General features: G+C 66.4%; 23 protein-coding genes and 1 pseudogene. 13 read left to right on the forward strand and 11 right to left on the reverse strand.

The genetic code is table 11. The annotated features are described in order from the left end of the window. Positions 1 to 82: 82 nt before the first annotated feature. The gene (locus AC06DU_RS01380; RefSeq protein WP_016902050.1) at positions 83 to 457 is read left to right on the forward strand and encodes a hypothetical protein; all 375 of its coding nucleotides are present in this window, start codon (positions 83 to 85) and stop codon (positions 455 to 457) included. Then, the gene (locus AC06DU_RS01385; RefSeq protein WP_039517622.1) at positions 454 to 981 is read left to right on the forward strand and encodes an RES family NAD+ phosphorylase; all 528 of its coding nucleotides are present in this window, start codon (positions 454 to 456) and stop codon (positions 979 to 981) included. The genes AC06DU_RS01380 and AC06DU_RS01385 overlap by 4 nt, the downstream gene beginning before the upstream one ends. 9 nt (positions 982 to 990) lie before the next feature. Here the strand turns inward: AC06DU_RS01385 and AC06DU_RS01390 are convergent, their stop codons facing one another. From AC06DU_RS01390 to AC06DU_RS01405, 4 genes are read right to left on the reverse strand one after another with little or no spacing between them, the layout of a single operon-like run. Beyond that, positions 991 to 1,326 carry a DUF3325 domain-containing protein gene (locus tag AC06DU_RS01390; RefSeq protein WP_016902052.1) on the reverse strand — a complete coding sequence of 112 codons (336 nt, stop codon included), beginning with the start codon at positions 1,324 to 1,326 and terminating at the stop codon, positions 991 to 993. After that, positions 1,323 to 2,939, reverse strand: a complete 1,617-nt coding sequence (locus AC06DU_RS01395; RefSeq protein WP_478203351.1) for a PepSY-associated TM helix domain-containing protein — start codon at positions 2,937 to 2,939, stop codon at positions 1,323 to 1,325. The genes AC06DU_RS01390 and AC06DU_RS01395 overlap by 4 nt, the downstream gene beginning before the upstream one ends. Next, positions 2,936 to 3,247 carry a DUF3649 domain-containing protein gene (locus AC06DU_RS01400; protein ID WP_024939006.1) on the reverse strand — a complete coding sequence of 104 codons (312 nt, stop codon included), beginning with the start codon at positions 3,245 to 3,247 and terminating at the stop codon, positions 2,936 to 2,938. Before AC06DU_RS01400 ends, AC06DU_RS01395 begins: the two co-directional genes overlap by 4 nt. A gap of 25 nt (positions 3,248 to 3,272) precedes the next feature. Further along, positions 3,273 to 3,917, reverse strand: coding sequence for a DUF4198 domain-containing protein (locus AC06DU_RS01405; protein WP_039528992.1), 645 nt, complete (start codon positions 3,915 to 3,917; stop codon positions 3,273 to 3,275). A gap of 281 nt (positions 3,918 to 4,198) precedes the next feature. On the opposite strand from AC06DU_RS01405, the gene AC06DU_RS01410 reads away from it, so the two are divergent. Continuing rightward, positions 4,199 to 4,717, forward strand: coding sequence for a c-type cytochrome (locus AC06DU_RS01410; RefSeq protein ID WP_016902056.1), 519 nt, complete (start codon positions 4,199 to 4,201; stop codon positions 4,715 to 4,717). A gap of 382 nt (positions 4,718 to 5,099) precedes the next feature. Then, entirely contained in the window at positions 5,100 to 6,818 is a 1,719-nt protein-coding gene (locus AC06DU_RS01415; protein WP_184457804.1) for an ExeM/NucH family extracellular endonuclease, read from the forward strand. 4 nt (positions 6,819 to 6,822) lie between these two features. On the opposite strand, the gene AC06DU_RS01420 is transcribed toward AC06DU_RS01415, so the two are convergent. Beyond that, a complete protein-coding gene (locus AC06DU_RS01420; RefSeq protein ID WP_184380899.1) occupies positions 6,823 to 7,209 on the reverse strand; it encodes a MerC domain-containing protein in 387 nt (128 codons plus the stop codon). A 62-nt stretch (positions 7,210 to 7,271) separates the two neighbouring features. Here AC06DU_RS01420 and AC06DU_RS01425 point away from each other — a divergent pair, with 62 nt between their 5' ends. Next, positions 7,272 to 8,597, forward strand: coding sequence for a GTP-binding protein (locus AC06DU_RS01425; RefSeq protein ID WP_478203352.1), 1,326 nt, complete (start codon positions 7,272 to 7,274; stop codon positions 8,595 to 8,597). Between the two features lie 438 nt (positions 8,598 to 9,035). Here AC06DU_RS01425 and AC06DU_RS01430 read toward each other — a convergent pair whose 3' ends face one another. Further along, positions 9,036 to 9,911 (reverse strand): EamA family transporter, encoded by an 876-nt coding sequence (locus AC06DU_RS01430; RefSeq protein ID WP_184380903.1) that lies wholly within the window; start codon positions 9,909 to 9,911, stop codon positions 9,036 to 9,038. Between the two features lie 66 nt (positions 9,912 to 9,977). Between AC06DU_RS01430 and AC06DU_RS01435 the strand changes: the two genes are divergently transcribed. The 6 genes from AC06DU_RS01435 (at position 9,978) to AC06DU_RS01460 (ending at position 14,827) form a co-directional block, all read left to right on the forward strand. Continuing rightward, on the forward strand, positions 9,978 to 10,640 hold the full coding sequence (locus tag AC06DU_RS01435) for an alpha/beta hydrolase (protein ID WP_478203353.1): 663 nt from the start codon (positions 9,978 to 9,980) through the stop codon (positions 10,638 to 10,640). A gap of 78 nt (positions 10,641 to 10,718) precedes the next feature. Next, positions 10,719 to 11,813 carry a cell division protein ZapE gene (zapE, locus tag AC06DU_RS01440; protein WP_184614734.1) on the forward strand — a complete coding sequence of 365 codons (1,095 nt, stop codon included), beginning with the start codon at positions 10,719 to 10,721 and terminating at the stop codon, positions 11,811 to 11,813. 147 nt (positions 11,814 to 11,960) lie between these two features. Continuing rightward, on the forward strand, positions 11,961 to 12,422 hold the full coding sequence (locus AC06DU_RS01445; RefSeq protein ID WP_478203355.1) for a MarR family winged helix-turn-helix transcriptional regulator: 462 nt from the start codon (positions 11,961 to 11,963) through the stop codon (positions 12,420 to 12,422). A gap of 107 nt (positions 12,423 to 12,529) precedes the next feature. Further along, a complete protein-coding gene (locus AC06DU_RS01450) occupies positions 12,530 to 12,958 on the forward strand; it encodes an organic hydroperoxide resistance protein (RefSeq protein WP_102580170.1) in 429 nt (142 codons plus the stop codon). Positions 12,959 to 13,239: 281 nt separating this feature from the next. Beyond that, positions 13,240 to 13,941: an alpha/beta fold hydrolase gene (locus AC06DU_RS01455; RefSeq protein WP_047127840.1), complete on the forward strand. Its 702-nt coding sequence runs from the start codon at positions 13,240 to 13,242 to the stop codon at positions 13,939 to 13,941. 481 nt (positions 13,942 to 14,422) lie between these two features. Continuing rightward, complete coding sequence (locus AC06DU_RS01460) at positions 14,423 to 14,827, forward strand: hypothetical protein (protein ID WP_039517583.1); 405 nt, start codon at positions 14,423 to 14,425, stop codon at positions 14,825 to 14,827. A gap of 93 nt (positions 14,828 to 14,920) precedes the next feature. Here the strand turns inward: AC06DU_RS01460 and AC06DU_RS01465 are convergent. The 4 genes and pseudogenes from AC06DU_RS01465 to AC06DU_RS01480 form a co-directional block, all read right to left on the reverse strand. Next, positions 14,921 to 15,222 (reverse strand): annotated as a pseudogene (locus tag AC06DU_RS01465) (hypothetical protein). Positions 15,223 to 15,365: 143 nt separating this feature from the next. After that, positions 15,366 to 16,169 carry a 2,5-didehydrogluconate reductase DkgB gene (gene dkgB / locus AC06DU_RS01470; RefSeq protein ID WP_102250858.1) on the reverse strand — a complete coding sequence of 268 codons (804 nt, stop codon included), beginning with the start codon at positions 16,167 to 16,169 and terminating at the stop codon, positions 15,366 to 15,368. A 75-nt stretch (positions 16,170 to 16,244) separates the two neighbouring features. After that, on the reverse strand, positions 16,245 to 17,273 hold the full coding sequence (locus AC06DU_RS01475) for an NADP-dependent oxidoreductase (protein ID WP_024938995.1): 1,029 nt from the start codon (positions 17,271 to 17,273) through the stop codon (positions 16,245 to 16,247). Between the two features lie 116 nt (positions 17,274 to 17,389). After that, a complete protein-coding gene (locus tag AC06DU_RS01480; protein ID WP_024938994.1) occupies positions 17,390 to 18,361 on the reverse strand; it encodes an aldo/keto reductase in 972 nt (323 codons plus the stop codon). Between the two features lie 232 nt (positions 18,362 to 18,593). Here AC06DU_RS01480 and AC06DU_RS01485 point away from each other — a divergent pair, with 232 nt between their 5' ends. Next, on the forward strand, positions 18,594 to 19,448 hold the full coding sequence (locus AC06DU_RS01485; RefSeq protein WP_024938993.1) for a class I SAM-dependent methyltransferase: 855 nt from the start codon (positions 18,594 to 18,596) through the stop codon (positions 19,446 to 19,448). A 353-nt stretch (positions 19,449 to 19,801) separates the two neighbouring features. Then, positions 19,802 to 20,380 carry a pseudouridine synthase gene (locus tag AC06DU_RS01490; RefSeq protein WP_102580176.1) on the forward strand — a complete coding sequence of 193 codons (579 nt, stop codon included), beginning with the start codon at positions 19,802 to 19,804 and terminating at the stop codon, positions 20,378 to 20,380. A 401-nt stretch (positions 20,381 to 20,781) separates the two neighbouring features. Here AC06DU_RS01490 and AC06DU_RS01495 read toward each other — a convergent pair whose 3' ends face one another. Continuing rightward, positions 20,782 to 21,213 (reverse strand): hypothetical protein, encoded by a 432-nt coding sequence (locus AC06DU_RS01495; RefSeq protein WP_016903604.1) that lies wholly within the window; start codon positions 21,211 to 21,213, stop codon positions 20,782 to 20,784. Positions 21,214 to 21,357: the final 144 nt, after the last annotated feature.

Below are 21,357 nucleotides of genomic sequence, written 5' to 3' on the forward strand. Positions count from 1 at the left end.
TGCACTGACTGAGCTCTGACTGGGCTGTATGAATGCTTCTGACTGTGCATATACTGTGCACTCGTCCTGCTGGAGTCGTGCGATGGTCGCCGTTCTCAATCCCCTGGCCCTGACCGAACGCCTGCGCGTACCGGATCGCACCATCCTGTCGCCCTCGGCCATGGCCGGCCTGCTGGATCTGTCGCAGCAGGAGCTGGCCGAGCTGGCCGGTGTGCATCGCAACAGCCTGCGCGTGCATCCGGAAAGCCCGCGCGTGCAGGACCTGCTACGCAACCTGTCGCGCCTGCTGGTGGCGATGACGCAGCTCCAGCCAGACGAACGCCAGGTGGTGTTCCACCTCAAGAACACCCCGATCCCCGCGTTCGAATTCGCCACCTTGCTGGAAGTGGTCAAACAGGGCCGTACCGACGATGCGCTGACCTATCTGCGCACCGTCGCCTCGGGGGCCGCCGGTTGAAGCTGAGCGCCCCGGCGCACTGCACGCTGTATCGCGCCTTCACCCCGCGCTGGGCCGCCGAACCGCTGAGCGGCGCCGGTGCGGCACGCTCGGGCGGGCGCTTCAATCGTTTCGGGCAGCCGGCGCTGTATCTGTCGCTGCAGCTGGAAACCGCTGCCGCCGAATACGCGCAGGCTGCGCTGTTCCTGCCGCCACTGACCCTGGTCAGTTACGCCGCCGAGCTGCCGGCGTTGGCCGATCTGCGCCTGCTCGATGCAAGCTGGGATCCGCTCTGGGCCGATTGGACCGAGGACTGGCGCAAGGCCCTGGTCAACAAGATCGAACCGGTGAGCTGGGTGCTCGGCGACATGCTGCGCGAGGCGGAGATACCGGGCGTAATCTTTCCCAGCATGGCGTTGCCGGAGGGCATCAACGTGGTGCTGTTTCTGGACATGCTGCAGCCCGAACAGGTGTTGCGCGTGCTCGACGATGGCCGCCTGCCGCGCGACGGGCGTAGCTGGGGCGATCCGCCGATCGAGGCGTAGCGAGGCCCTTCAACCCAGCAACAGCTGCAGCGCACCCGCCAGCACCGGCGCGGCCACAGCCGTGGGCAGAATCAACCCACGCCGATACGGCAGCAGCCACAGCGACAGCAACGCGGCTGCGCCGGTCAATGTGCCCAGCCACAACACCGGGCCGATGCCCCAGCCTTGCGCGTGTACCGCCAGGCCGAAGGTGAGCAGCAACAGCAGCCAACCCAGCACGCGCAGTTGCCGCGAACGTGCGGCGCCCAGCGTGCGGCCACGCACTTCCTGCTGATGCTTGTCCATCGCCAGGCACAGTGCGGCGAATCCGGAAAAATTCAGCGCCAGCAACAGCCACACGCTCATGCGCTCTCCTGCATGGGCACGCTGCCTTGCGCAGGCGCGGCCGCAGTGGCGCGCGCGCGTCGTGCCGATGCCGGTTGCGGCGCCTTCCAGTGTTGCAGGCGCCATCCCGCGATCCCAAGGGATACGCCAAGGAACAGGCAGACCAGATCGACCCCGGCCAGCGTCCATTGCCCGGCCGGCAACGTCACGCCCAGATGCACATCGGTGGTGATCGCATTGACCACCGGCACCAACGCGAACAAGGCCGCACCCAGATACAGCTGCCAGCTCCACATCGCGCGCCGTGGCCACACGAACGCGGCCAGCAATGCGGTGGCCCATGCGACGAAGAACAGATTGGCCTCCATCGCCGCGCGCCCCTCCAGGCCCACCGGCAACAAGCGGTTGGCCCAGAAGAAACTGGCAAAGGCGATCGGCAGGCCGGCGACCGTGCCGATGTTGAGCGCGTCCACCAACCGCAGCCCGAAGCCGATGCGCCCAGCCTTCAGGTGTTTGGGGCGTTCCTTCACTGCCCACATCACCACGCCGCTGGCCACCATCAGGCAACCGAGCAAGCCGGAGCCGAAGAACAGCGCGCGCATCCACGGCCCTGCGAAGTGGGCGATATGCAGGCCCACCATCACCCCGCGCGTCTGGCTGGCACCGCCCGGCGGCCCGCTGCGCTGCAGGCGCTGTCCACTGACCGCATCGAACAGGATGGATGGCGCATCGGTGGAGAGATTGCCAGCGCGCTGAGTGACGCCGACCGCCGCATGCGCGTCGTTGGGAAGCGAGACCGCCACGTTGCCAACCTCACCGCCGCGCCAGTCGCTGCGCGCACGCGCCACGAATTGTTCCAGCGGCAGCATGCGCGCCGGCGTGCCGGAGGCGCTTCGCGTATCGGCCACCCGGTTGGCGGACTCTTCGTAGAAACGCATTTCGTTGTCGGGGTACTGCGCCTTGATGCCCCACGGCAGGTACATGAACATCAAGGTCACGATGCCGGTGTAGGTGATCATCGCGTGGTACGGCAACGCGGTCACCGCGCTGACGTTGTGGAAATCCAGCCACGAGCGCAGGCCCTTGCCCGGGCGAAAGGTGAAGAAATCCTTGAAGATCTTCTTGTGCGTGATCACGCCGCTGATGATTGCCACCAGCATGAACATCGCGCAGAAACCGACGATATAGCGCGACCACATCACCGGCAGATAATGCAGGTCGAAATGCAGCCGGTAGAAGAATTCGCCGCCCAGGGTGTCGCGTGCGGCGATCTCCCTGCCGGTGGCCGGGTCGATGATGGCGGTGCCGTACATCTGCCGGCGGCTGGCCGGTTTGCCATCGGCTGGCACAGGGTTTTGCCAGTACATGCTGACTACCGGATTGCGCGTGTCCGGCAAGGTGATGTTCCAGCTCTGCGCATCGGCTGCATGCGTCTGCAGATACTGCTCGGCACTGCGCAGCGCGGTTGCGTTGCTCACCGTGGTGATGGGCAATTCCGGGCGCATCCAGCGGCTGATTTCGTCGCGGTAATAACTCGCCGTGCCGCCCATGAAGATCAACAGCAGCACCCAGCCGACCAGCAGCCCGGTCCAGGTGTGCAGCCACGCCATCGACTGGCGGAATCCCTGCTTCATGCCACGCCCCGTTGCAGCCATGCGGCCAGTGCGAACATCAGCGCCGCCGGCACCGCGATGCCGGCCCAGGCGCGCCACACGCTGGCGGTGGCGAAGGCCCATAGCGGCGCGCAGGCGCACACCACGATGCCGACCAGCATGCTGGTCAACACCGCCTCGCTGCGTGGCATCGGCAGGACCAGCGCCAGCAGCAGATTGGTGGCGCTGGCGAGTGCATAGCCGCCAAACATCGCCGCCAGCGTGCGCCCAAGCACGCCCAGCCAGGGACGCCTGAACCAGGGAAGCGGCAGGGACGGTGCGGTGGACATCGGATCAGCCAGGCGTGCGGCCGACTTACTCGGCCAGGAAGGTCAACGTGCTGATGTGATGGATCATCGACACCTGCTTGCCGGCGATCTCACGCTTCACCGGCTCCTTGTTGGTGGCGACCAGGATGTGCCGGCCGGCGCGCAGCTTGGGCAGGGTCACCTGGCCCTTGGCGTCGGAGGTCAGCGTCTTCTGCCACTTCTGCGGGTCGATCACCGTCACCTCGACCTTGGGCAGCGGCTTGTTGCGATAGAGCACGGTCAGCGTGTTGCTGTTGGCGGCGGTGGGCACCAGTTCGAAATCGAGCTTGGCCGAGGGCGTGGCGCGCCCGGCGCGTGCGTAGTAGCTCACGGTCTCGAAGCCGCCGGCCTCGCCCTTCCACGGCTCGAACACACTGTCATCGCTCAGCCAGGCATCGCCGGTGCCGGACAACGGCGCGGTGAGGAATTCGCTGCCGCGCTGCAGGGCGCCAGCCTTGCCGGCGCTGCCGAACACGGTCGGCTTGACCACACGCTTGATCTCGTCTTCGCCGTGATCCAGGGCCTCCTGCGCCGGCTCGCCGAAGTAGATGCGCACCGGACCGCTGCCGTCGCGCTCGATCCAGATCTCGTGGGCCTGGGCAGACAGACTGATGCTGGCCAAGGCCAGGCAGGACAGCAGGAAGGACTTCATCGCGGCGACTCCTCGTCAGCGGGACCGGGCGAGGCGAGGACCGCATCACCGTGGATTGATGGGAATGATACGCAATTCCCTCAGGCGCGACCAATGTCTCATGCGGCATTGCGGCAATTCATCGGGCTGCGCGGACCGGCGTGCCTGCAAGACCCATAGCGCGCCAGGGCGCAGCGCACACCGCTGCAATCACGGTCATGCACACTGGCCAGACGGGCGCGAACTGTGCTCTATACTCCGGCGCTAGCAGAGGTCTTCGACCAACAGCCAGGGGTGAGCGCGTGCGGAATTACGACCTCGAGTTCCTGAAGAAATTCTCGATGGTGATCGGACTACTGGTGGTGATCACCCTGGGCCTGATTGCCCTGGCAGCCTATTTGCAACGCGCCATTCCCGACGAAGTCTCGCCCACTGCGGCCAAGCGCGTGCAGCAACGCATCGCCCCGGCCGGCGCGGTCTATGCCGGCACCACCGGTGCGTCCGCACAGGCCGCAGCCCAGGCGGCAGCGCTGGCCAAGGCCGCCTCGCAGTCTGCCTACGGCGGCAGCACCGACGGCAAGACCATCTTCGACAACCTGTGCACCGCCTGCCACACCACCGGCGTGGGCAAGGCGCCGACGCTGGACCATGCGCACTGGGACGCGCGCATCGCCCAGGGCAAGGACACCTTGTACAAGCACGCGATCGAGGGCTACACCGGCCCGGATGGCGGCATCATGCCGCCCAAGGGCGGCAACCCGGCGTTGACCGAAGAACAGGTGCGGGCCACGGTCGACTGGATGCTGAGCAATCTGAAGTAAGCGCCTGCAGCGTAGTAGGCGGCTGACACGAGCGGTCGGTGTGCGGCCAGGTGGCAGCGCGCGCCGTGCGCGGGTGCGTCGACCGGTCAATCGCCAGGCTTGCACGCGCTGGAGCACGCTTTAGCTTTTGTAGGCCAGCACCCATTGCGCGAGCGTTTGCACTCGCTGCACGACGTGCTTGCACGATGACGTCAGCCTTGGACGCCCAGGCCGGCGCAAGTGCTTCGGGGAATGCCTGCAGTTACCGGCATCTGTAGATCGGCCACGCTACCCACGCAGCAGCTGGTCGCCACTCGCAACGTTTTGCTAGCCTGTCGCGGTTCTCACGCGCCGCCTTCGGGGCGGCGCTTGCATGTGGTCTACGTCTTTCTGGAGTGTGTCGATGTCGCGTTGCTCGCTGGTTGTGCTCGGTGTGATCGGTCTGTTGGCGCCACTGCTGGGCAGTGCCGCCGAGGGCGCGCCGCAACGTCTGTCGATCGCCGACGTGCAGGGCGAAGACACCCGTAGCCCCTACGACGGCCGTGTGGTCGACGTGGAGGGCATCGTCACCGCCGATACGCGTGCCGGTCTGGCCGGGCTGTTCGTGCAGCAGCCCGGCTTCGAGCCGCGGCGCTCGCATGGCTTGTTCGTTACCGGTGCCGGCAATGCCGAGGTGGCGGTGGGCGACCGCGTGCGCATCGTCGGCACCGTGCGCGAGGTGTCGGCAGGCGGCGAGGCGAGCCTGACCACGGTGGATGCCAGCAGTATCGAGCGACTGGCCAGCGGCCAGCCGGTGCCGGTGCGCATGCTCAGCGGGCCGCCGGTCAACTGGGAAGCGCTGGAAGGCGAGCACGTGCGCATCGCTGCGCTGACGCTCAACGGCAGCGATCGTCTGGACACCTATGGCGAGCTGGTCGTCGCGTTCGGCGGGCGCTTGTGGCAGCCCAGCGAAGTGGCCGCCGCCGGCACCCCGGCCTTCGCACAGGTGCAGGCCGACAACGCCCGTCGCCAGGTGTTGCTGGACGACGCGCGCAATGGCCGCAGCCCCAAGACGGTGGCCTATCTGCCGGCCGATCCGGTGCTGCGTAGTGGCAGCCTGCTCAAGTCGGTCGACGGCATCGTCGACCAGCGCTACGACGGCAACTACCGCATCCAGGTGCTGAGTCCGTTGACGCTGCCGGCCATGCCGGCCGCGGTGGCGCCACAGGTGGGCGGCGACCTGCGTATCGCCTCGTTCAATCTGGAGAACTTCTTCAACGGCAATGGCCGCGGCGGCGGCTTTCCGACCAAGCGCGGTGCGCGCACGCACGAGCAGTTCCAGGCGCAGCTGACCAAGCTGGTGTCCACCATCGTGCCGTTGCACGCCGATGTGGCTGCGTTGATGGAGCTGGAAAACGATGGCAATGACGCCGATGCGGCGGTGGCGCAACTGGTCGCCGCGCTCAACGCGGCTGACAAGGACAAGGACTGGCAGTTCGTCGACACCGGCAGCGGCCCGGGCGATGACGCGATCCGGGTCGGCATCGTGTACCGCAGTTCGCAGGTCACGCCGGTTGGCAAGCCGGCCACGTTGACCGGCGGGCCGTTCGACAGCCACAGCCGGGTGCCGCTGGCGCAGGCGTTTCGCAGCACCCGCGGGGCAACCTTCGTGGTGGTCGCCAATCACTTCAAGTCCAAGGGCTGCGGCAGTGCCAGCGGCGCCGATGCCGACCAGCGCGACGGCCAGGCCTGCTGGAACGCCACCCGCACCGAATCGGCCAAGCGCCTGCACCAGTGGTTGCAGACCGACCCCACCGGCGCGCAGACCAAGCTGGCTGTGTTGCTGGGCGATTTCAACGCCTACGCGATGGAAACGCCGATGCGCAGCCTGCGCGCCAGCGGCTGGCAGGACGCCTTTGCGGTGGCCGGCGTGAAGCAGCCCTACAGCTACGTCTACGATGGCATGAGCGGGCGGCTCGACCACGCCCTGCTCAGCCCGGCGATGGCCAAGCAACTGCGCGGCGCGGTGGAATGGCATATCAACGCCGATGTCATGGACGATGCCGGCTATGCCAAGCGCAATCTGCCCGGCCCGTGGCGCAGTTCCGACCACGACCCGGTGCTGCTGGGTTTTTCGCTATAGCGCGCTAGCTGGCGCATGTCCCGGCGCGGCGGCGTAGCCGCAGGTTGAGCAGGTGCGTGCTGGCCAGCAGCAGGCTGCCGATCACCGTGATCGGGGTTTCCCAACTGCCGCCGGCAACCCCGCTGGCGCCCAGCACCAGGCCGGCCAGGCCCAAGACCGCCAACGCCCACACCGGCGCGGGCAGCGCATGCCGGCGATGGCTGCTCCACAGCGCGTAGCCGCTCAGCGGCACGGCGGCCGTGGCGAACACCACATGCACCCATTCGGCCTGACTCCAGGCACCCAGCAGCGGCAGTGCAGCGGCAAGCAATGGCAGCGCCAGGCAGTGCAGCAGGCACAGGCTGGATAAGGCGATGGCCGAGTTGTCCAGTACGGAAGCGGTAACGCGCATCGGGAGTGTCCTGTCGAGCTAGTGTTATATAGTAACACTTCCATTCCAGCCAGGCCCTCAGGATGTCCCTGTCCCCCAAGCGCGATTCACGCCTGCCCGTCACCGTGTTGTCCGGCTTTCTCGGCGCCGGCAAGACCACCCTGCTCAACCGCATCCTGCATAACCGCGACGGCCTGCGCGTGGCGGTGATCGTCAACGACATGAGCGAGGTCAACATCGACGCGCAGCTGCTGCGCGAGGGCGGCGCGGCCTTGCGACGCACCGAAGAGACACTGGTGGAATTCAGCAACGGCTGCATCTGCTGCACGTTGCGCGACGATCTGCTGCAGGAGGTACGCAAGCTGGCCGAACAGAAGCGCTACGACTATCTGTTGATCGAATCGACCGGCATCGCCGAGCCGATGCCGGTGGCGGCCACCTTCGCGGTGCGCGATGCCGACGGCTTCAGCCTGGCCGACATCGCCCGGCTCGACACCATGGTGACGGTGGTGGACGGCAGCCGCTTCCTGCAGGACTTCGGCTCGGCCGCCACGCTGGCCGAACTCGGCCAGCAGGCCGGCCCGGACGATAGCCGCGGGCTGGTGCAGTTGCTGGGCGAACAGGTGGAATTTGCCGACGTGCTGGTGATCAGCAAGTGCGATCAGATCGATGCACAGCAGCTGCAACGCCTGCGCGCGGTGTTGCGTGCGCTCAATCGCGAGGCGGCGATCGTCGACGCGGTGCATGGCGAAGTGCCACTGCGCCAGGTGCTCGACACCGGCCGCTTCGATTTCACCCGTGCGCAGCTGGCGCCGGGCTGGATGCAGGAACTGCGCGGCCAGCACACGCCGGAGACCGAGGAATACGGCATCAGCAGCTTCGTCTATCGCGCCCGCCGGCCGTTTCACCCGCAGCGTTTTGCGCGCATGGTGCAAGGGGGGCTGCCGCAGGTGATACGTAGCAAGGGATTTTTCTGGCTGGCCAGCCGCATGGATTGGGTCGGCGAATTGTCCAGCGTGGGTGGCGCGACCCAGACCAATGCAGCGGGCTTCTGGTTTGCCGCACGCCATCGCGTGGATGCGCATGCCATCGGCGAGCCGCTGCAGACCAGCATCACGCCATTGCCGTATACCGATATCGGCTGGCAGCGTCAGCAGACGCAATGCTGGACCGCGCCGCTGCCGCAACCGCACGAGGTTGGCGATGCCAGCGAATACGCCGCGATGCAGCGGCTGTGGCACCCACTGTGGGGCGACCGTCGCCAGGAGCTGGCGGTGATCGGCGTGGACATGGACGCGCCTCGCATGCGCGCTGCGCTGGATGCCTGCCTGCTCAGCGATCACGAACTGCGCCAGGGCCCGGCGCAATGGCAACTGCTGGACGATCCGTTTCCGCACTGGCAGCGCTGATGGCGGCCTGGATCGCGCTGTCGACATCCGTTCGCGCCTGGTTCCGGATGCAATCTGCCGCAGGCTTGCATCTGCAGTGCGGCGTGCGGATGTGCCGCCACGTGGCGGTGTATCGCATGCCTCACCTGCGGCCTCCGGACAGCGCGCACAGGCAACGGCGCTGTCCGGATCTTCCGCGGTAGCCGTTGTCGCTTGCCTTGCGATGTGCTCTTGTTTTTTCGGCAGACTGGCAACGAGAGCCGTCGTCCAGGCCGGCGACGCGAGGAGGGCGGCGACGGATCTAGGCGCCGAAGTGAGCACACCGCGACGCGATGACGGCTGCCAAACAACTGACCCATGCGCATCACAGTCCCCCCTTGGGTCACTGCACGCATGATCTCCAGCGCTGCCCCTTCGAGGCGAGTGGCGAACCGGCGTCGCGCCGGCCGAATGCCGCCATCAGCCCAGCCGCATGCCCCAGGCGATCGCTGCGATTGCCGGCGCCACCAGCAACAGCCCCACCCAGCCGCGTCGGCCGATGCGTTCGCCGAACCCCAGCTTGCCGACGAGCGCTCCCAGGATGACCACCCCCAGGTTCATGCTGGCGAAGACGGTGGCCGGGCTGTGTGGCAGCAGCTGATGGGCGCGCACGTAGCACAGGATGTTGCCGAAATTGAGCGCGCCCAGGAGCACGCCGGCGAGCAGGTTGCGAAAGCTCAGGCGCGCGACACCGCCCCGGCGAACGACTTGCAGGCCAAGCATCAGCACACCTGCCAGGGCAAAGCACAGCGTCAATGACGTCAATGAAGGCGTACCGGCCTGTGCGATGTGCTTGAGCAACAGATCGATCAGGGCAAAGCCCATCCACACGCCTGCCAGCCACGGCCAGCCGATCGAGGTCGGGGCCGAATCCGCACCGGCGCCCTGCCGTGGCCGTTGCAGGATGCAGACGATGGCCAGCAGACCCAGAGCCAGTCCCGTCAGCTTCCAGGCATTGACCGGTTCACCGAAGAGCGTGAAAGCCGCCGCCAGCGAGAGCAGGAGCGACAGGCGTTGGGCAATGTCGGTACGGACGATGCCGGCGGTGGCGACCGCGCGTGCCAGCAGCATGAAGATCGAGGGCAGCGCCACCGCCAATGCAAACAGTGCCAGCCAGGGCGTGGTCGGCGCGCGCAGCGTGTCCAGTGACGGATGCAGGGTCAGCCACGCCAGCAGCGCAGCGGTGGCGTAGTTCCAGGTGATCGCCTGCGCAGCGTCCAGGCGATAGCGCGGCAGCAGCTTGAGAAGCACCGACACCAGGACACTGCAAACGACGGCAAACAGCAGAAAATGCATGGGCAACGCAACGAAGTGTGCAGGCAGGGCGATGAACGCGGCCGGCGGGGCGGCTATTATGACGGTATGTCCAATCCCTTATTCCCCACCGAATCGGCTGCGCTGACATTGGATGGGCCGGTCGGCCCGCTCGATGTCGCGGTCGATCTGCCCGAGCCGGACGTTGCCGTGCAACCGGTCACCGCCATCGTCTGCCACCCGCTCTCCACCGAGGGCGGCAGCATGCACAACAAGGTCGTCACCATGGCTGCGCGCGCGCTGCGCGAGTTGGGGATCACCGTGGTGCGCTTCAATTTCCGCAGTGTCGGCAACTCGGCCGGTGCGTTCGATCATGGCGATGGCGAGCAGGACGATCTGCGTGCGGTCGCCGCATGGGTGCGCAGCCAGGGCCCGGGCGACACGCTGTGGCTGGCCGGTTTCAGCTTCGGGGCGTATGTATCGCTGCGCGCCGCCGGCTCGCTCGCACCGCAGGTGCTGATCTCGATCGCGCCGCCGGCCGGGCGCTGGGATTTCAGCGACATGCAGCCGCCGGCGCAGTGGCTGGTGGTGCAGGGCGATGCCGACGAAATCGTCGACCCGCAGGCGGTGTATGACTGGCTGGAGACCCTGGAGCAGCAGCCCGAGCTGGTACGCATGCCCGACACCAGCCACTTCTTCCACCGCAAGTTGATCGACCTGCGCGGTGCGATCCAGCATGGTGTCCGGCGCTGGTTGCCGGCCGCCGTCTGACCGCGGCAGGGCCCATGCGTATCGCCCGGCGATGCGCCGTTGAGCGGGCAAGGCAGCAGCCGGCCCGCGGAGAACACGATGAGTGAGATGACCCCGTCGCAGCGCTACGCCGCCGGCGTACAACGCGGCGACTGGCGCGCCGACCCCGCGCAGCAGGCGGCCCTGGCGGAACTGGACCGTATCCACGAGGCATTGGTGGACAGCGCGCAGGACGGCTGGCTGGATCGGCTGTCGGCGTTCTGGAAAAAGCCCGAGCCGGTGCGCGGCCTGTATTTCTGGGGTGGAGTGGGGCGCGGCAAGACCTTCCTGGTCGACCTGTTCTACGACGGGTTGCCGATCAAGCAGAAGTACCGCACGCACTTCCATCGCTTCATGCGCGGGGTGCACGAGCAACTGCGCGAGCACGCCGGGCAAAGCGATCCGCTGGCCAAGATCGCGCAGCAATGGCGCGAGAATCTGCGCGTGCTGGTGCTGGACGAATTCTTCGTCACCGACATCGGCGATGCGATGTTGCTGGCGCGTCTGCTAGAACGCCTGTTCGCCGAAGGCGTGACCCTGGTGACCACCTCCAACACCGCACCGGAAAACCTCTACGCCAACGGCCTGCAGCGCGACAGTTTCATGCCGGCGATCGGTCTGCTGCAGAAATTCTGCGTGGAACTCTATGCAGAAGGCACCGAGGATTACCGCATGCGCGCGCTGACGCGTTCACCGGTGTATCGCGCGCCCCTGGATGCGCATGCCGATGCGTGGCTGACGCAGCGCTGGGGCGAGCTGAGCGGAAACTCGGAGCCGCGCAGCGGCAACATCGAAATCGAGGCGCGCAAGATTGCCGTGCGCGCGCGCGGCAAGAGCATCGCCTGGTTCGATTTTGCCGCGCTGTGCGAGGGCCCGCGTGGCCCGGGCGATTACATCGAGATCGCGCGTGAATTCACCACCGTGTTGCTGGGCGGCATCCCGCACTTCGATCGCATGAACGAGGATGCTGCGCGCCGCTTCGTCAATCTGATCGACGAGCTGTACGACCGCCACGTCAACCTGGTCTGCACCGCGCAGGACGCCCCGCCCGCGTTGTACAGCGGCCAGCGCCTGGCCGGCGCCTTCGAGCGCACCGCCTCGCGCCTGATCGAGATGCAGAGCGCCGAGTATCTGGCGACCGCACATCGGGCCTAGACATGCAGGCGCGCCCCGGCCCCGGACTGCACAAGATCTTGTGACCGATCAGGACGGCGGCCTGGGCCAGTTCGGCGGCGGCGCCTGGTTGCACGACTGATCAAAAAATCGCTTGCAATTAAATAGTGCCCTATGTAAATTGCAGCCATGGACACCGCCACAGCCACCACCGCCCGGACCAATGCGCTGCTGCAGCTCGACAACCAGCTGTGCTTTGCGCTGTATTCGGCCAACCTGGCGATGCACAGGCTCTACCGCGGACTGCTGAAGACGCTGGACCTGACCTATCCGCAATATCTGGTGCTGCTGGTGCTGTGGGAAACCGACGGCCGCAGCGTGTCGGAGATCGGCGAGCGCCTGTACCTGGACTCGGCCACGCTGACCCCGCTGCTCAAGCGTCTGCAGGCTGCTGGACTGGTCACCCGCACGCGCGCCGCCAGCGACGAGCGCCAGGTGATCATTGCGCTGACCGATACCGGCCGCGCACTGCGCGCCAAGGCCGGGGCGGTGCCGGAGCAGGTGTTGTGCGCCTCGGCGTGTTCGTTGGACGAATTGCGTCAACTCAAGCAGCAACTGGAAACGCTGCGCTCAAATCTCGGCACGGGGTGAGCCGGCCCCGCAAGGTCCGCACATTTTCTGCAACATGTCGTACACGATTCAATCGTCAACTATTCAGCTACATCACGCGCTGACAGCGCTCATTCTGGAGAACCACCATGGCCTCACCTGAAAAAGTCCTCTACACCGCCCACGCCACTGCCACCGGTGGCCGCGAAGGCCGCGCCGTGTCTTCCGACAAGGCGCTGGACGCCAAGCTGTCCACCCCGCGCGAGCTGGGCGGCGCCGGCGGCGACGGTACCAACCCGGAGCAGTTGTTCGCTGCCGGCTACGCAGCCTGCTTCATCGGCGCGATGAAGGCTGTCGCGGCGCAGGACAAGCTCAAGCTGCCGGGCGAAGTGAGCATCGACAGCAGCGTCGGCATCGGCCAGATTCCGGGCGGCTTCGGCATTGCCGTGGAACTGCGCATCGCAGTGCCGGGCATGGACCAGACCGAACTGCAGGCGCTGGTCGACAAGGCCCACCAGGTCTGCCCGTACTCCAACGCGACCCGCGGCAACATCGACGTCACCCTGACCCTGGCCTGATCCACGCCAGCACCACCACGCGTCACACGTGGTGGAGTCAGAAACGGCCCGACGCCTGCGTCGGGCCGTTTTTTGTCGCAGCAGCAGGAGCGCTGCCCTGAAGAACACAGGCAGCCGGCGTCGCGGTGTCAGCGCGACCTGACATGGACGCAAGACACGCCAACGAGCCGATGCACCCGCGTCCGGGTGCGCACGCACGCGCTGGCGATGGGCGTCACCGCGCGGCACACTGTTGCGATGACAGTGCCTGCTTCTGCGACCCCGATCGGACTTTGCTGCGCATGAGCGCAACGCGTCCCACCTTGTTGCTGCTCCCCGGTCTGCTCAACGATGCGCAGTTGTGGCAGGCACAGCGCGTGGCCCTGGCCGAGCTTGCCGACTGCGTGGTCGGCGACATCACCCAGGGCGAGAGCATGCGCACGCTGGCAACACAGCTGCTGGCGCAGATGCCGCCGCGGTTTGCACTGGCGGGATTTTCCTTGGGTGGCTACGTCGCGCAGGAAATCCTGCGTATCGCGCCGGAGCGCGTGGAGCGGCTGGCCTTGCTGGATACCTCCGCACGTGCCGATTCGCCCGAGCGTGCGGCGCAACGGCGCGCGCAGGAAGCGAGCGTGCGTGGCGCCAGTGCCTTCCACGGATTCGGCGAACGGCTGCTGCGGCACTACGTGCATCCCTCGCGCTGGCAGGACGAGGCCTTGCTGGAGCGGGTGCGTGGCATGACCCAGCGACTGGGCGTGGAGGTGTTTCTGCGGCAGAACCGGCTGGAGCGGGAAGACGGTCGCGCGCTGCTGCGCGCCTATGCCGGCCCGCTGCTGGTGCTGTGCGGCCAGGACGATGCGATCACCCCGCCGGCATTGCACGAGGAAATGGCCGCACTCGCAGTGCAGGCGCGCTTGGTGCAAGTGCCTGCGTGTGGCCATCTGTCGCCGCTGGAACAGCCGCAGGCAGTGTCGGATGCATTGCGGCAATGGCTGCTCGCCTGATACCGCGATGACCGAGCCGACCCAGCCATGCCTGCCGCCTTGCGATCGCCGTGGGGTGGCATCAACCAGTGTGCGATGAGGTGCTCTGAACCAGCGATATTTGGGGAGCAAGCATCAGCATGCCTTCGGCTGATACGTAATGCGTGCATTCCTGCATGCACGGTGTCGTACCCCCGTCACGGTAGCCATCCGGCCGAAGCGAATCGTTGGCCCGCCGCAAGGCGCGCAAGTCCGCTTGCGCTGCACCGCCACCCTCACCGCGCGGCCGTCGTCGGCCAGCGCCTGTTCCAGGCGGCCACGCCCCAGCGTGACATCGACCTGTGGCAGGACGTCGGGGTGCCGTAGCGGCGTCTGGTCCCCGCCACGTAAAGCGTGAACCGGGTCGAGCATCGTTGCGCCGACATCCTGCAAACGTTTGGCTCACTTGATTCTCACGGTGTATGGTGTGAATTATGTTGCACAGCAGCATCGGAGCTCAGCAATGCTCGACTCACGCATCGAAAAGGTTGATCTGGCACTCACCGAGATTGCCAAGGACCCATCGGAGAAGGTGGCGCTGTGGCAGTGGGCGTGCCGCGAGATGCTGCACGAGACGCTGATCGGCATGCACCAGCTCTCGCACCTGGCTGGCATTTCCCAGCAGGTTGCCAACGATTGGCGCGCACCGGTGGATGTGATCGCACCCGAGAAGCCCTATCTGGCCGCCTCCGCGCTGGCCGACCGCCGTCTGCCGCAGGTGCTCGACGGCCTGGGCAATACGCACGACGACAACGACCGCGCCACGCTGTGGCGGCTGCGCTATGCCAGCCTGATCGCCGCCACCCTGCAGGGCATGCAGGCACTGGCCGACAAACACCGCATCGACCGCCAGGCGATGGCACTGTGACAGTGAGCTGACAGCGCTGCGCGGCCGCACGGGCTGTGCGGCGGTCTAAGCGTTGGCTTCATGTCAGAAGGCTTGCTTCTCAGAACGCTTGCTTCAATGCCGGACGGCGGCCTCTTCCAGATGCCGCCAGGCATGCCGCACGATCCAGCGCGCCTGGTCCCAGGGCACCGACAGCAGCGGTTGATAGTGGTAGTAGCCGTCCTGCAGCACGCGATACAGCTGCGCCTCGGTCGCGCGCGGATAGGCCAGATAGATGTCGTAGCCGAGCGTGAGTAGCCGGGCATAATCGGCAAAGGCGTAGCCCCCAGATGGCCTTCGGCGTGGACATCGCGCCAGTAGGCGATCTCCGTGTCGAGATCGACGCTGCGGCGGGTCAAGACGGATGCGCTGTGCATGGGTAGGACTCCGTTGCCGAGACTACCCCCTGTGCCCGGCACCGTAGCAGCGCCTGCCGCGTGCAAACAGCACGCGACGACGAGCGGTCGTCGCGGTGGCGATGCCACGGGCCGGACAGTGCCGACCCATGGCAGCTGGGACCTCAATCCCAGTCGGGTGCGATGGCCTTCGGGTTGGCCAGCCGCTGCCCGCGGTCCAGTGCGGCGATCTCGCTCATGTCCTGCTCGCTCAGCCGCAGCGTCTGCGCCTTGAGATTGCTCTCCAGATTGTCGCGCTTGGTCGAAGACGGAATCACCGAATACCCCTGCTGCAGTGCCCAGGCCAGGGTGACCTGCGCCGGGGTGGCGTCGTGGCGTGCGGCGATCGCCTGGATCACCGGGTCCTTCAGCACCTCGCCCACCGCCAGCGTCATGTACGAGGTGACATGGATGCCTTGCTCGCGCAGGAACGCGATCAGGCTGCGGTTCTGCAGGTACGGATGCACTTCGATCTGATTGGTGGCGATGGCCTCGGCACCCAGGATCTCGATGGCCTGCTTGATCAGCGCGATGGTGAAGTTGGAGACGCCGATCGCGCGGGTCAGGCCCTGCTGCCGGGCCTCGTTCAAGGCTTCCAGATAGTCGCGCATCGGCACCTGATCCTTGGGCGAAGGCCAGTGGATCAGGGTCAGGTCGACATGGTCGGTGCCCAGTTTGCGCAGGCTTTCCTGCAGGCTGGGCAACAAGGCGCTGCGGTCGAACTTGTCGACCCAGATCTTGGTGGTCAGATACAGCTGATCGCGCGGCAGGCCGGATGCAGCGATGGCCTGGCCGACCTGTTCTTCGTTGTCATAGATCTGCGCGGTATCGACGGCGCGGTAGCCCAACTCCAGTGCATTGCGCACCGAGTCGATGACGACCTGGTCCTTGAGACGGAAGGTGCCGAGGCCGAATGCGGGGACTGTCATTGTGTTCCTTTGGTGATCGGGAATGGGGGAATCGTGAATCGCAAAAGCTGATGTCGTGCGGGGCGCTGTGAGCCATTAATCCAGTGCGACGACGGCCTTGCCGAAGTTCTCGCCGCGCAGCAGGCTGATCAGGCCCTGCGGGGCGCTATCCAGGCCGTGCAGGACGTGTTCGCGGTACTGGATCTGGCCGTCACGCAGCCACTGGCCCATCTCGCGCAGAAACGCGGGCATCAGGCGGATGAAATCGTGCTGGATGAAGCCGCGTACGGTCAGCCGCTTGCGCAGCACCTGGCCCATGAACTCCGGCAGGCGATCTGGCCCCGGCAAGGCCTGGCCGCGGCTGTTGTAGGTGGCGATCACGCCGCACACCGGGATACGTGCGAAGTCGTTCAATTGCGGCAATACCGCGTCGAAGACCTTGCCGCCGACGTTCTCGAAATAGATGTCGATCCCGTCCGGGGTGGCCGCGCGCAGCTGCTCGGCAAAGTCGTCGGCGCGATGGTCCAGCGCCACATCCACGCGCAGCACCTCGCGCAGATACCGCACCTTTTCCTCGCCACCGGCAATGGCCACCACGCGCAACCCCTGCAGACGCGCCAGCTGGGCCACCGTGGCGCCGACCGGCCCGCTGGCTGCCGCCACCACCAGGGTTTCGCCGGCCTGCGGCTTGCCGATTTCGTGCAGGCCGGCGTAGGCGGTGAAGCCGGGCATGCCGTACACGCCGAGCGCGGTGCTCAGCGGCAGGGCATCGTCCTTGGGCAGCTTGCGCAACGGCGCGGTGGGCGTGAGCAGGCTATGGCTCTGCCAACCGCCGGGCAGTACCAGCAGGTCGCCTGGCTGATAGCCGGCATGGTGCGACTCGAGCACCTCGCCGACGGTGCCGCCTTCCATCACCGCGTCGATCTCCACCGGGGCGGCGTAGGACGGGCCTGCGTCCATGCGTCCGCGCATGTACGGGTCCAGCGACAGGAAGCGGTTGCGCACCAGAATCTGGTCGTGCCCGGTGGGCGGCAAGGCGACATCCTCGATGCGGAAGTTGTCGGCGCTCGGCTCGCCGTGCGGGCGTGAGGCCAGCACGATGCGGCGATTGGTGATCGATGTCATGGGGGATTCCTTGCGGAAAGGGTCGCGCGTGCGCGACCGGGGGAGCGCAGCCGCGATGGCGGCTGCGCGCGGAAAGACGCGCGTGGTCGACTGCGTGCGTGATGCAAGCCGATGCGTCAGGCTGCGTCGGCCGGCTCGGGGGCGCTTGCGGCATCGAGCTGTGCAATCTGATCGGCGCTCAACGACAGCTGCGCGGCGGCCAGTACATCGTGCAACTGGGTCACGCTGGTAGCGCTGACGATCGGTGCGGTCAGGCCGGGGCGTGCGATCAACCAGGCCAGTGCGATCTGTGCCGGCGTGGCGCGGTGGGTGGCCGCCAGATCGTCCAGCGCCTGCAGGATGCGCAGGCCGCGCGGATTGACGTATTGCTTGACCACCGAGGCACCACGCGCGCTGCTCTTGCCGGCGTCGTCGGCGCTGCGGTATTTGCCGGTCAGAAAGCCGCTGGCCAGCGAGTAGTAGCTGATCACGCCGAGCTCGCGTTCGCGCACCAGCGGCTCCAGCTCGGCTTCATAGCCGGCGCGGTCGTAGAGGTTGTATTCCGGTTGCAGGCTTTCGTAGCGCGGCAGCTTGTACTGCTCGGAAATATCCAGGGCATCGCGCAGGCGTGCGGCGCTGTAGTTGGACGCGCCGATCGCGCGCACCTTGCCCTGTTCGATCAAGCGGCCGAACGCGGCCAGCGTGGCTTCCAGCGGAATCGATTCGTCGTCTTCGTGCGCCTGGTACAGATCGATCACATCGGTCTGCAGGCGGGTGAGCGAATCTTCCACCGCGGCGGCGATGTTCTCCGGCGACAGGCCCGGATGCTCGCTCCATTTGGCCACCTTGGTGGCGATCAGCACCTTGTCGCGCTTGCCGCTGCGTGCGAGCCAGCGCCCGATGATGGTTTCCGACTCGCCACCGCGATTGCCCGGCACCCAGCCGGAGTACGCATCGGCGGTGTCGATCAGGTTGAAGCCGGCATCGACGAAGGCATCGAGCAACGCGAACGAGGTCGCCTCGTCGGCGCTCCAACCAAACACATTGCCACCGAACACGATCGGTTGAACCTGCAGGCCGGAGCGGCCTAGCGCGCGGGAGTGGGTCATCACGGTTGCTCCTGATTCGAACTGCCCACAGGATAGTCATGCGTGCCGATGTTGCGTGTGACACCTGCGTGGATTCAGCGTTCCGCAGATCGCCCTCATCGACTCACGTCGTCTGAACATGTCGTCCGCCGCGCCTGGTGCGGCGCGTCATGCGGCGCATGGATCCGTGCACATGGCAGGCTTCGGGCCGCATGCTAGGCTCGCGCTACTTTTTCCCGCAAAGGGCGCTGCGATGATCCGCAACAAGCTGGTGTGTGCATGTGTGGTGGGGATGGCAGTGGCGATGAGCGCGCCACTGGCCATGGCAATCAAACCGGCCGATAGCGCCAGCTTGCCGGCGCCCGATGCGGCGCTGCAAAAAGCCATCGACGGCAACTGGCGCGATCGCGTCTACGTGCAGCGCGATGTCTATCGTCATCCCGGCCAGACGCTGGCGTTCTTCGGCATCAAGCCGACCCAGACCGTCATCGAAATCACGCCGGGCGGCGGCTGGTACTCGGAAATCCTGGCGCCGTACCTGCGCGACAAGGGCAAGTATGTTGCCGCGGTGGTCGACCCGGCAGCGGTGCCGGAGGGGCGCGGCCGCGATTCGGCACAACGTGGGCGCGACGAGCTGGAGAAGAAGTTCGCCGCAAAGCCGGAGGTGTACGGCAAACCGTCGTTCGTTTCCTATGTGCCCAAGACGCCGTCGTTCGGCGTGGACAACTCGGCCGATCTGGTGCTGACCTTCCGTAACGTGCACAACTGGCGCATGGCCGGCAATGCCGAGGCGATGTTTGCCGGCTTCTACAAGGTGCTCAAGCCCGGCGGCGTGCTCGGCGTGGTCGAGCACCGTGCCAAGGCCGACGTGCCGGCCGACGACAAGAGCGGCTATGTCGGCCAGGCGCAGTTGATCGCGATGGCCGAGGCAGCCGGATTCAAGCTCGCCGGCAAGAGCGAGGTCAATGCCAACCCGCGCGACACCAAGGACTATGCCGGTGGCGTGTGGACCCTGCCGCCGAGCAACAACCACGACAAGGCCGACGATGCCAAGTACAAGGCGATCGGCGAGAGCGACCGCATGACCTTGAAGTTCGTCAAGCAGTGAGACGCCGCCTGCATGCCGACGCACGCGCGTCGGCATGCAGGTCTTTGGCTGCCTGCCGCAGTGCGTCGATGCTGCCAGGGCGCGCGGCATGCGATGACTGCGCAATCGGCTGCACGACCGTAAGGATGGCGCGCAGCGCAATGACCACCAGTTAGACCAACGCTGCGCTGGTTTGCATGCGGCAGGCCACTGATGCACAACCGCCCCGCGTAGCGATGCCGGCAGCGTCAGCGTGCAACGCCGTTGCATGCAGCAGCACATCGCCTGCCGCTGGTAGCGCGACCTCCTCAACCCGGTGCACGACCCACGCGCCACGCGCGTGGCCTGCAACGACCTTGCGCAACAGGATTGGCATGTTGGTGTTGTTGAACAAACCCTATGGCGTGCTGTCGCAATTCAGCGACCGCTCGCAGCCGCCCAAACGCACGCTGGCCGAATTCGGCCTGCCGGCCGACGTCTATGCGGCCGGTCGCCTGGATCACGACAGCGAAGGCCTGTTGCTGCTGACCGACGATGGTGCACTGGCGCATCGCTTGACCGACCCGCGCCACAAGCAACCCAAGACTTACTGGGTGCAGGTGGAAGGCGACCCGGAGCCTGCGCAACTGCAGGCCTTGCGCGATGGCGTGCTGCTCAACGACGGCCCGACCCGCCCGGCCGAAGTGCGCAGGCTCGATCCGGCACCGCAGCTGTGGCCGCGCGATCCGCCGGTGCGCGTGCGCAAGACCGTGCCCGATGCCTGGCTGGAGCTGCAGATCACCGAAGGCCGTAATCGTCAGGTGCGGCGCATGACCGCCTCGGTGGGCCTTCCGACCTTGCGTCTGATCCGCGTGGCGATCGGCGACTGGACCCTGGATGCGCTGGCGCCGGGCCAGTGGCGCATCGAACAAACGCGCGGCGCGCGTCCAAGTAGGACGCGACGCGGAGCCTGATGCATCCGGTACAGCGGTCGCTGCACCGCACGCGGCGCTGAGCTCGATGCATCTTGGACGGCGCTGCTTACAGAGCCGCTCATGCGGCATGAGCAGCAGGATTGGTAACGCGAGCACAGATGCAGCGGTTGCGTGCCTGCGTGGCCGATCCACCCTGCGATGCGGCAATACGGCGCGGATCGGGACAGGCGCGGTAATGACAAGCGCGCGGCTATGGGCAAGCAACGCGATCACACGCGATCGTTAATCGCCGCGGACCTGCACATGTAGTACCGCATTCTTCGACCACGCGAGTGGGTGTCGATGACTTGGCGATTTAACGGTGGCATCGATCGTGGTCCACAAACAAAAACGCCACGGCGCAGGGCCGTGGCGTCATGTTTTGTGCCTGGAACGACGGCTTACTCGATGCCGTCGCTCGGAGTCACTGCACCGCGACGCTGGTAGGCGGCGCGACGTGCGCTGGCATTGCTGGCGTGTTCGCGGTCCAGACGGTGGACGTTGCCGCCAAGCACCTGCTGGTCACGCTGGCGCTTGCGATACACGGCATAACCGATCAGGCCCAGGCCGGCGACGGCAGCAGCCACAGTGACGGCCGGGTTGCGCTTGACCACTTTGCTGACGACCTTGCCGCCGGTGCGCACGGCACCCAGGGCAGCACCGGTCTTCAGCCATTCGCTGGCGCCTGGACCGAAATGACGCAGGCTGCTGCCTGCATGACGGGCCTGATCGCCAGCGTTGGAGGCGGCGTGACGCAGATGGTCGCCCGCATTGCCAGCCAGTTCCAGGGCACGCTCCAGGGCGCGTTCGGTGATCACAGTCAGCTTGCTCATTGGAGGCGTTTCCTTTCTGAGTACGTGGGCCGCAGTGTGTGGGCTGCTGCGTATAGACGGTGTTAGCGGTGGCAGGGCTTGTTTGGGTTGCGGTTAAGTAATGATGCGGGGCGATGCTGTGATCGGTGCCTTACCTGGATTCGG

The organism is Xanthomonas sp. NCPPB 3200, assembly GCF_056393585.1.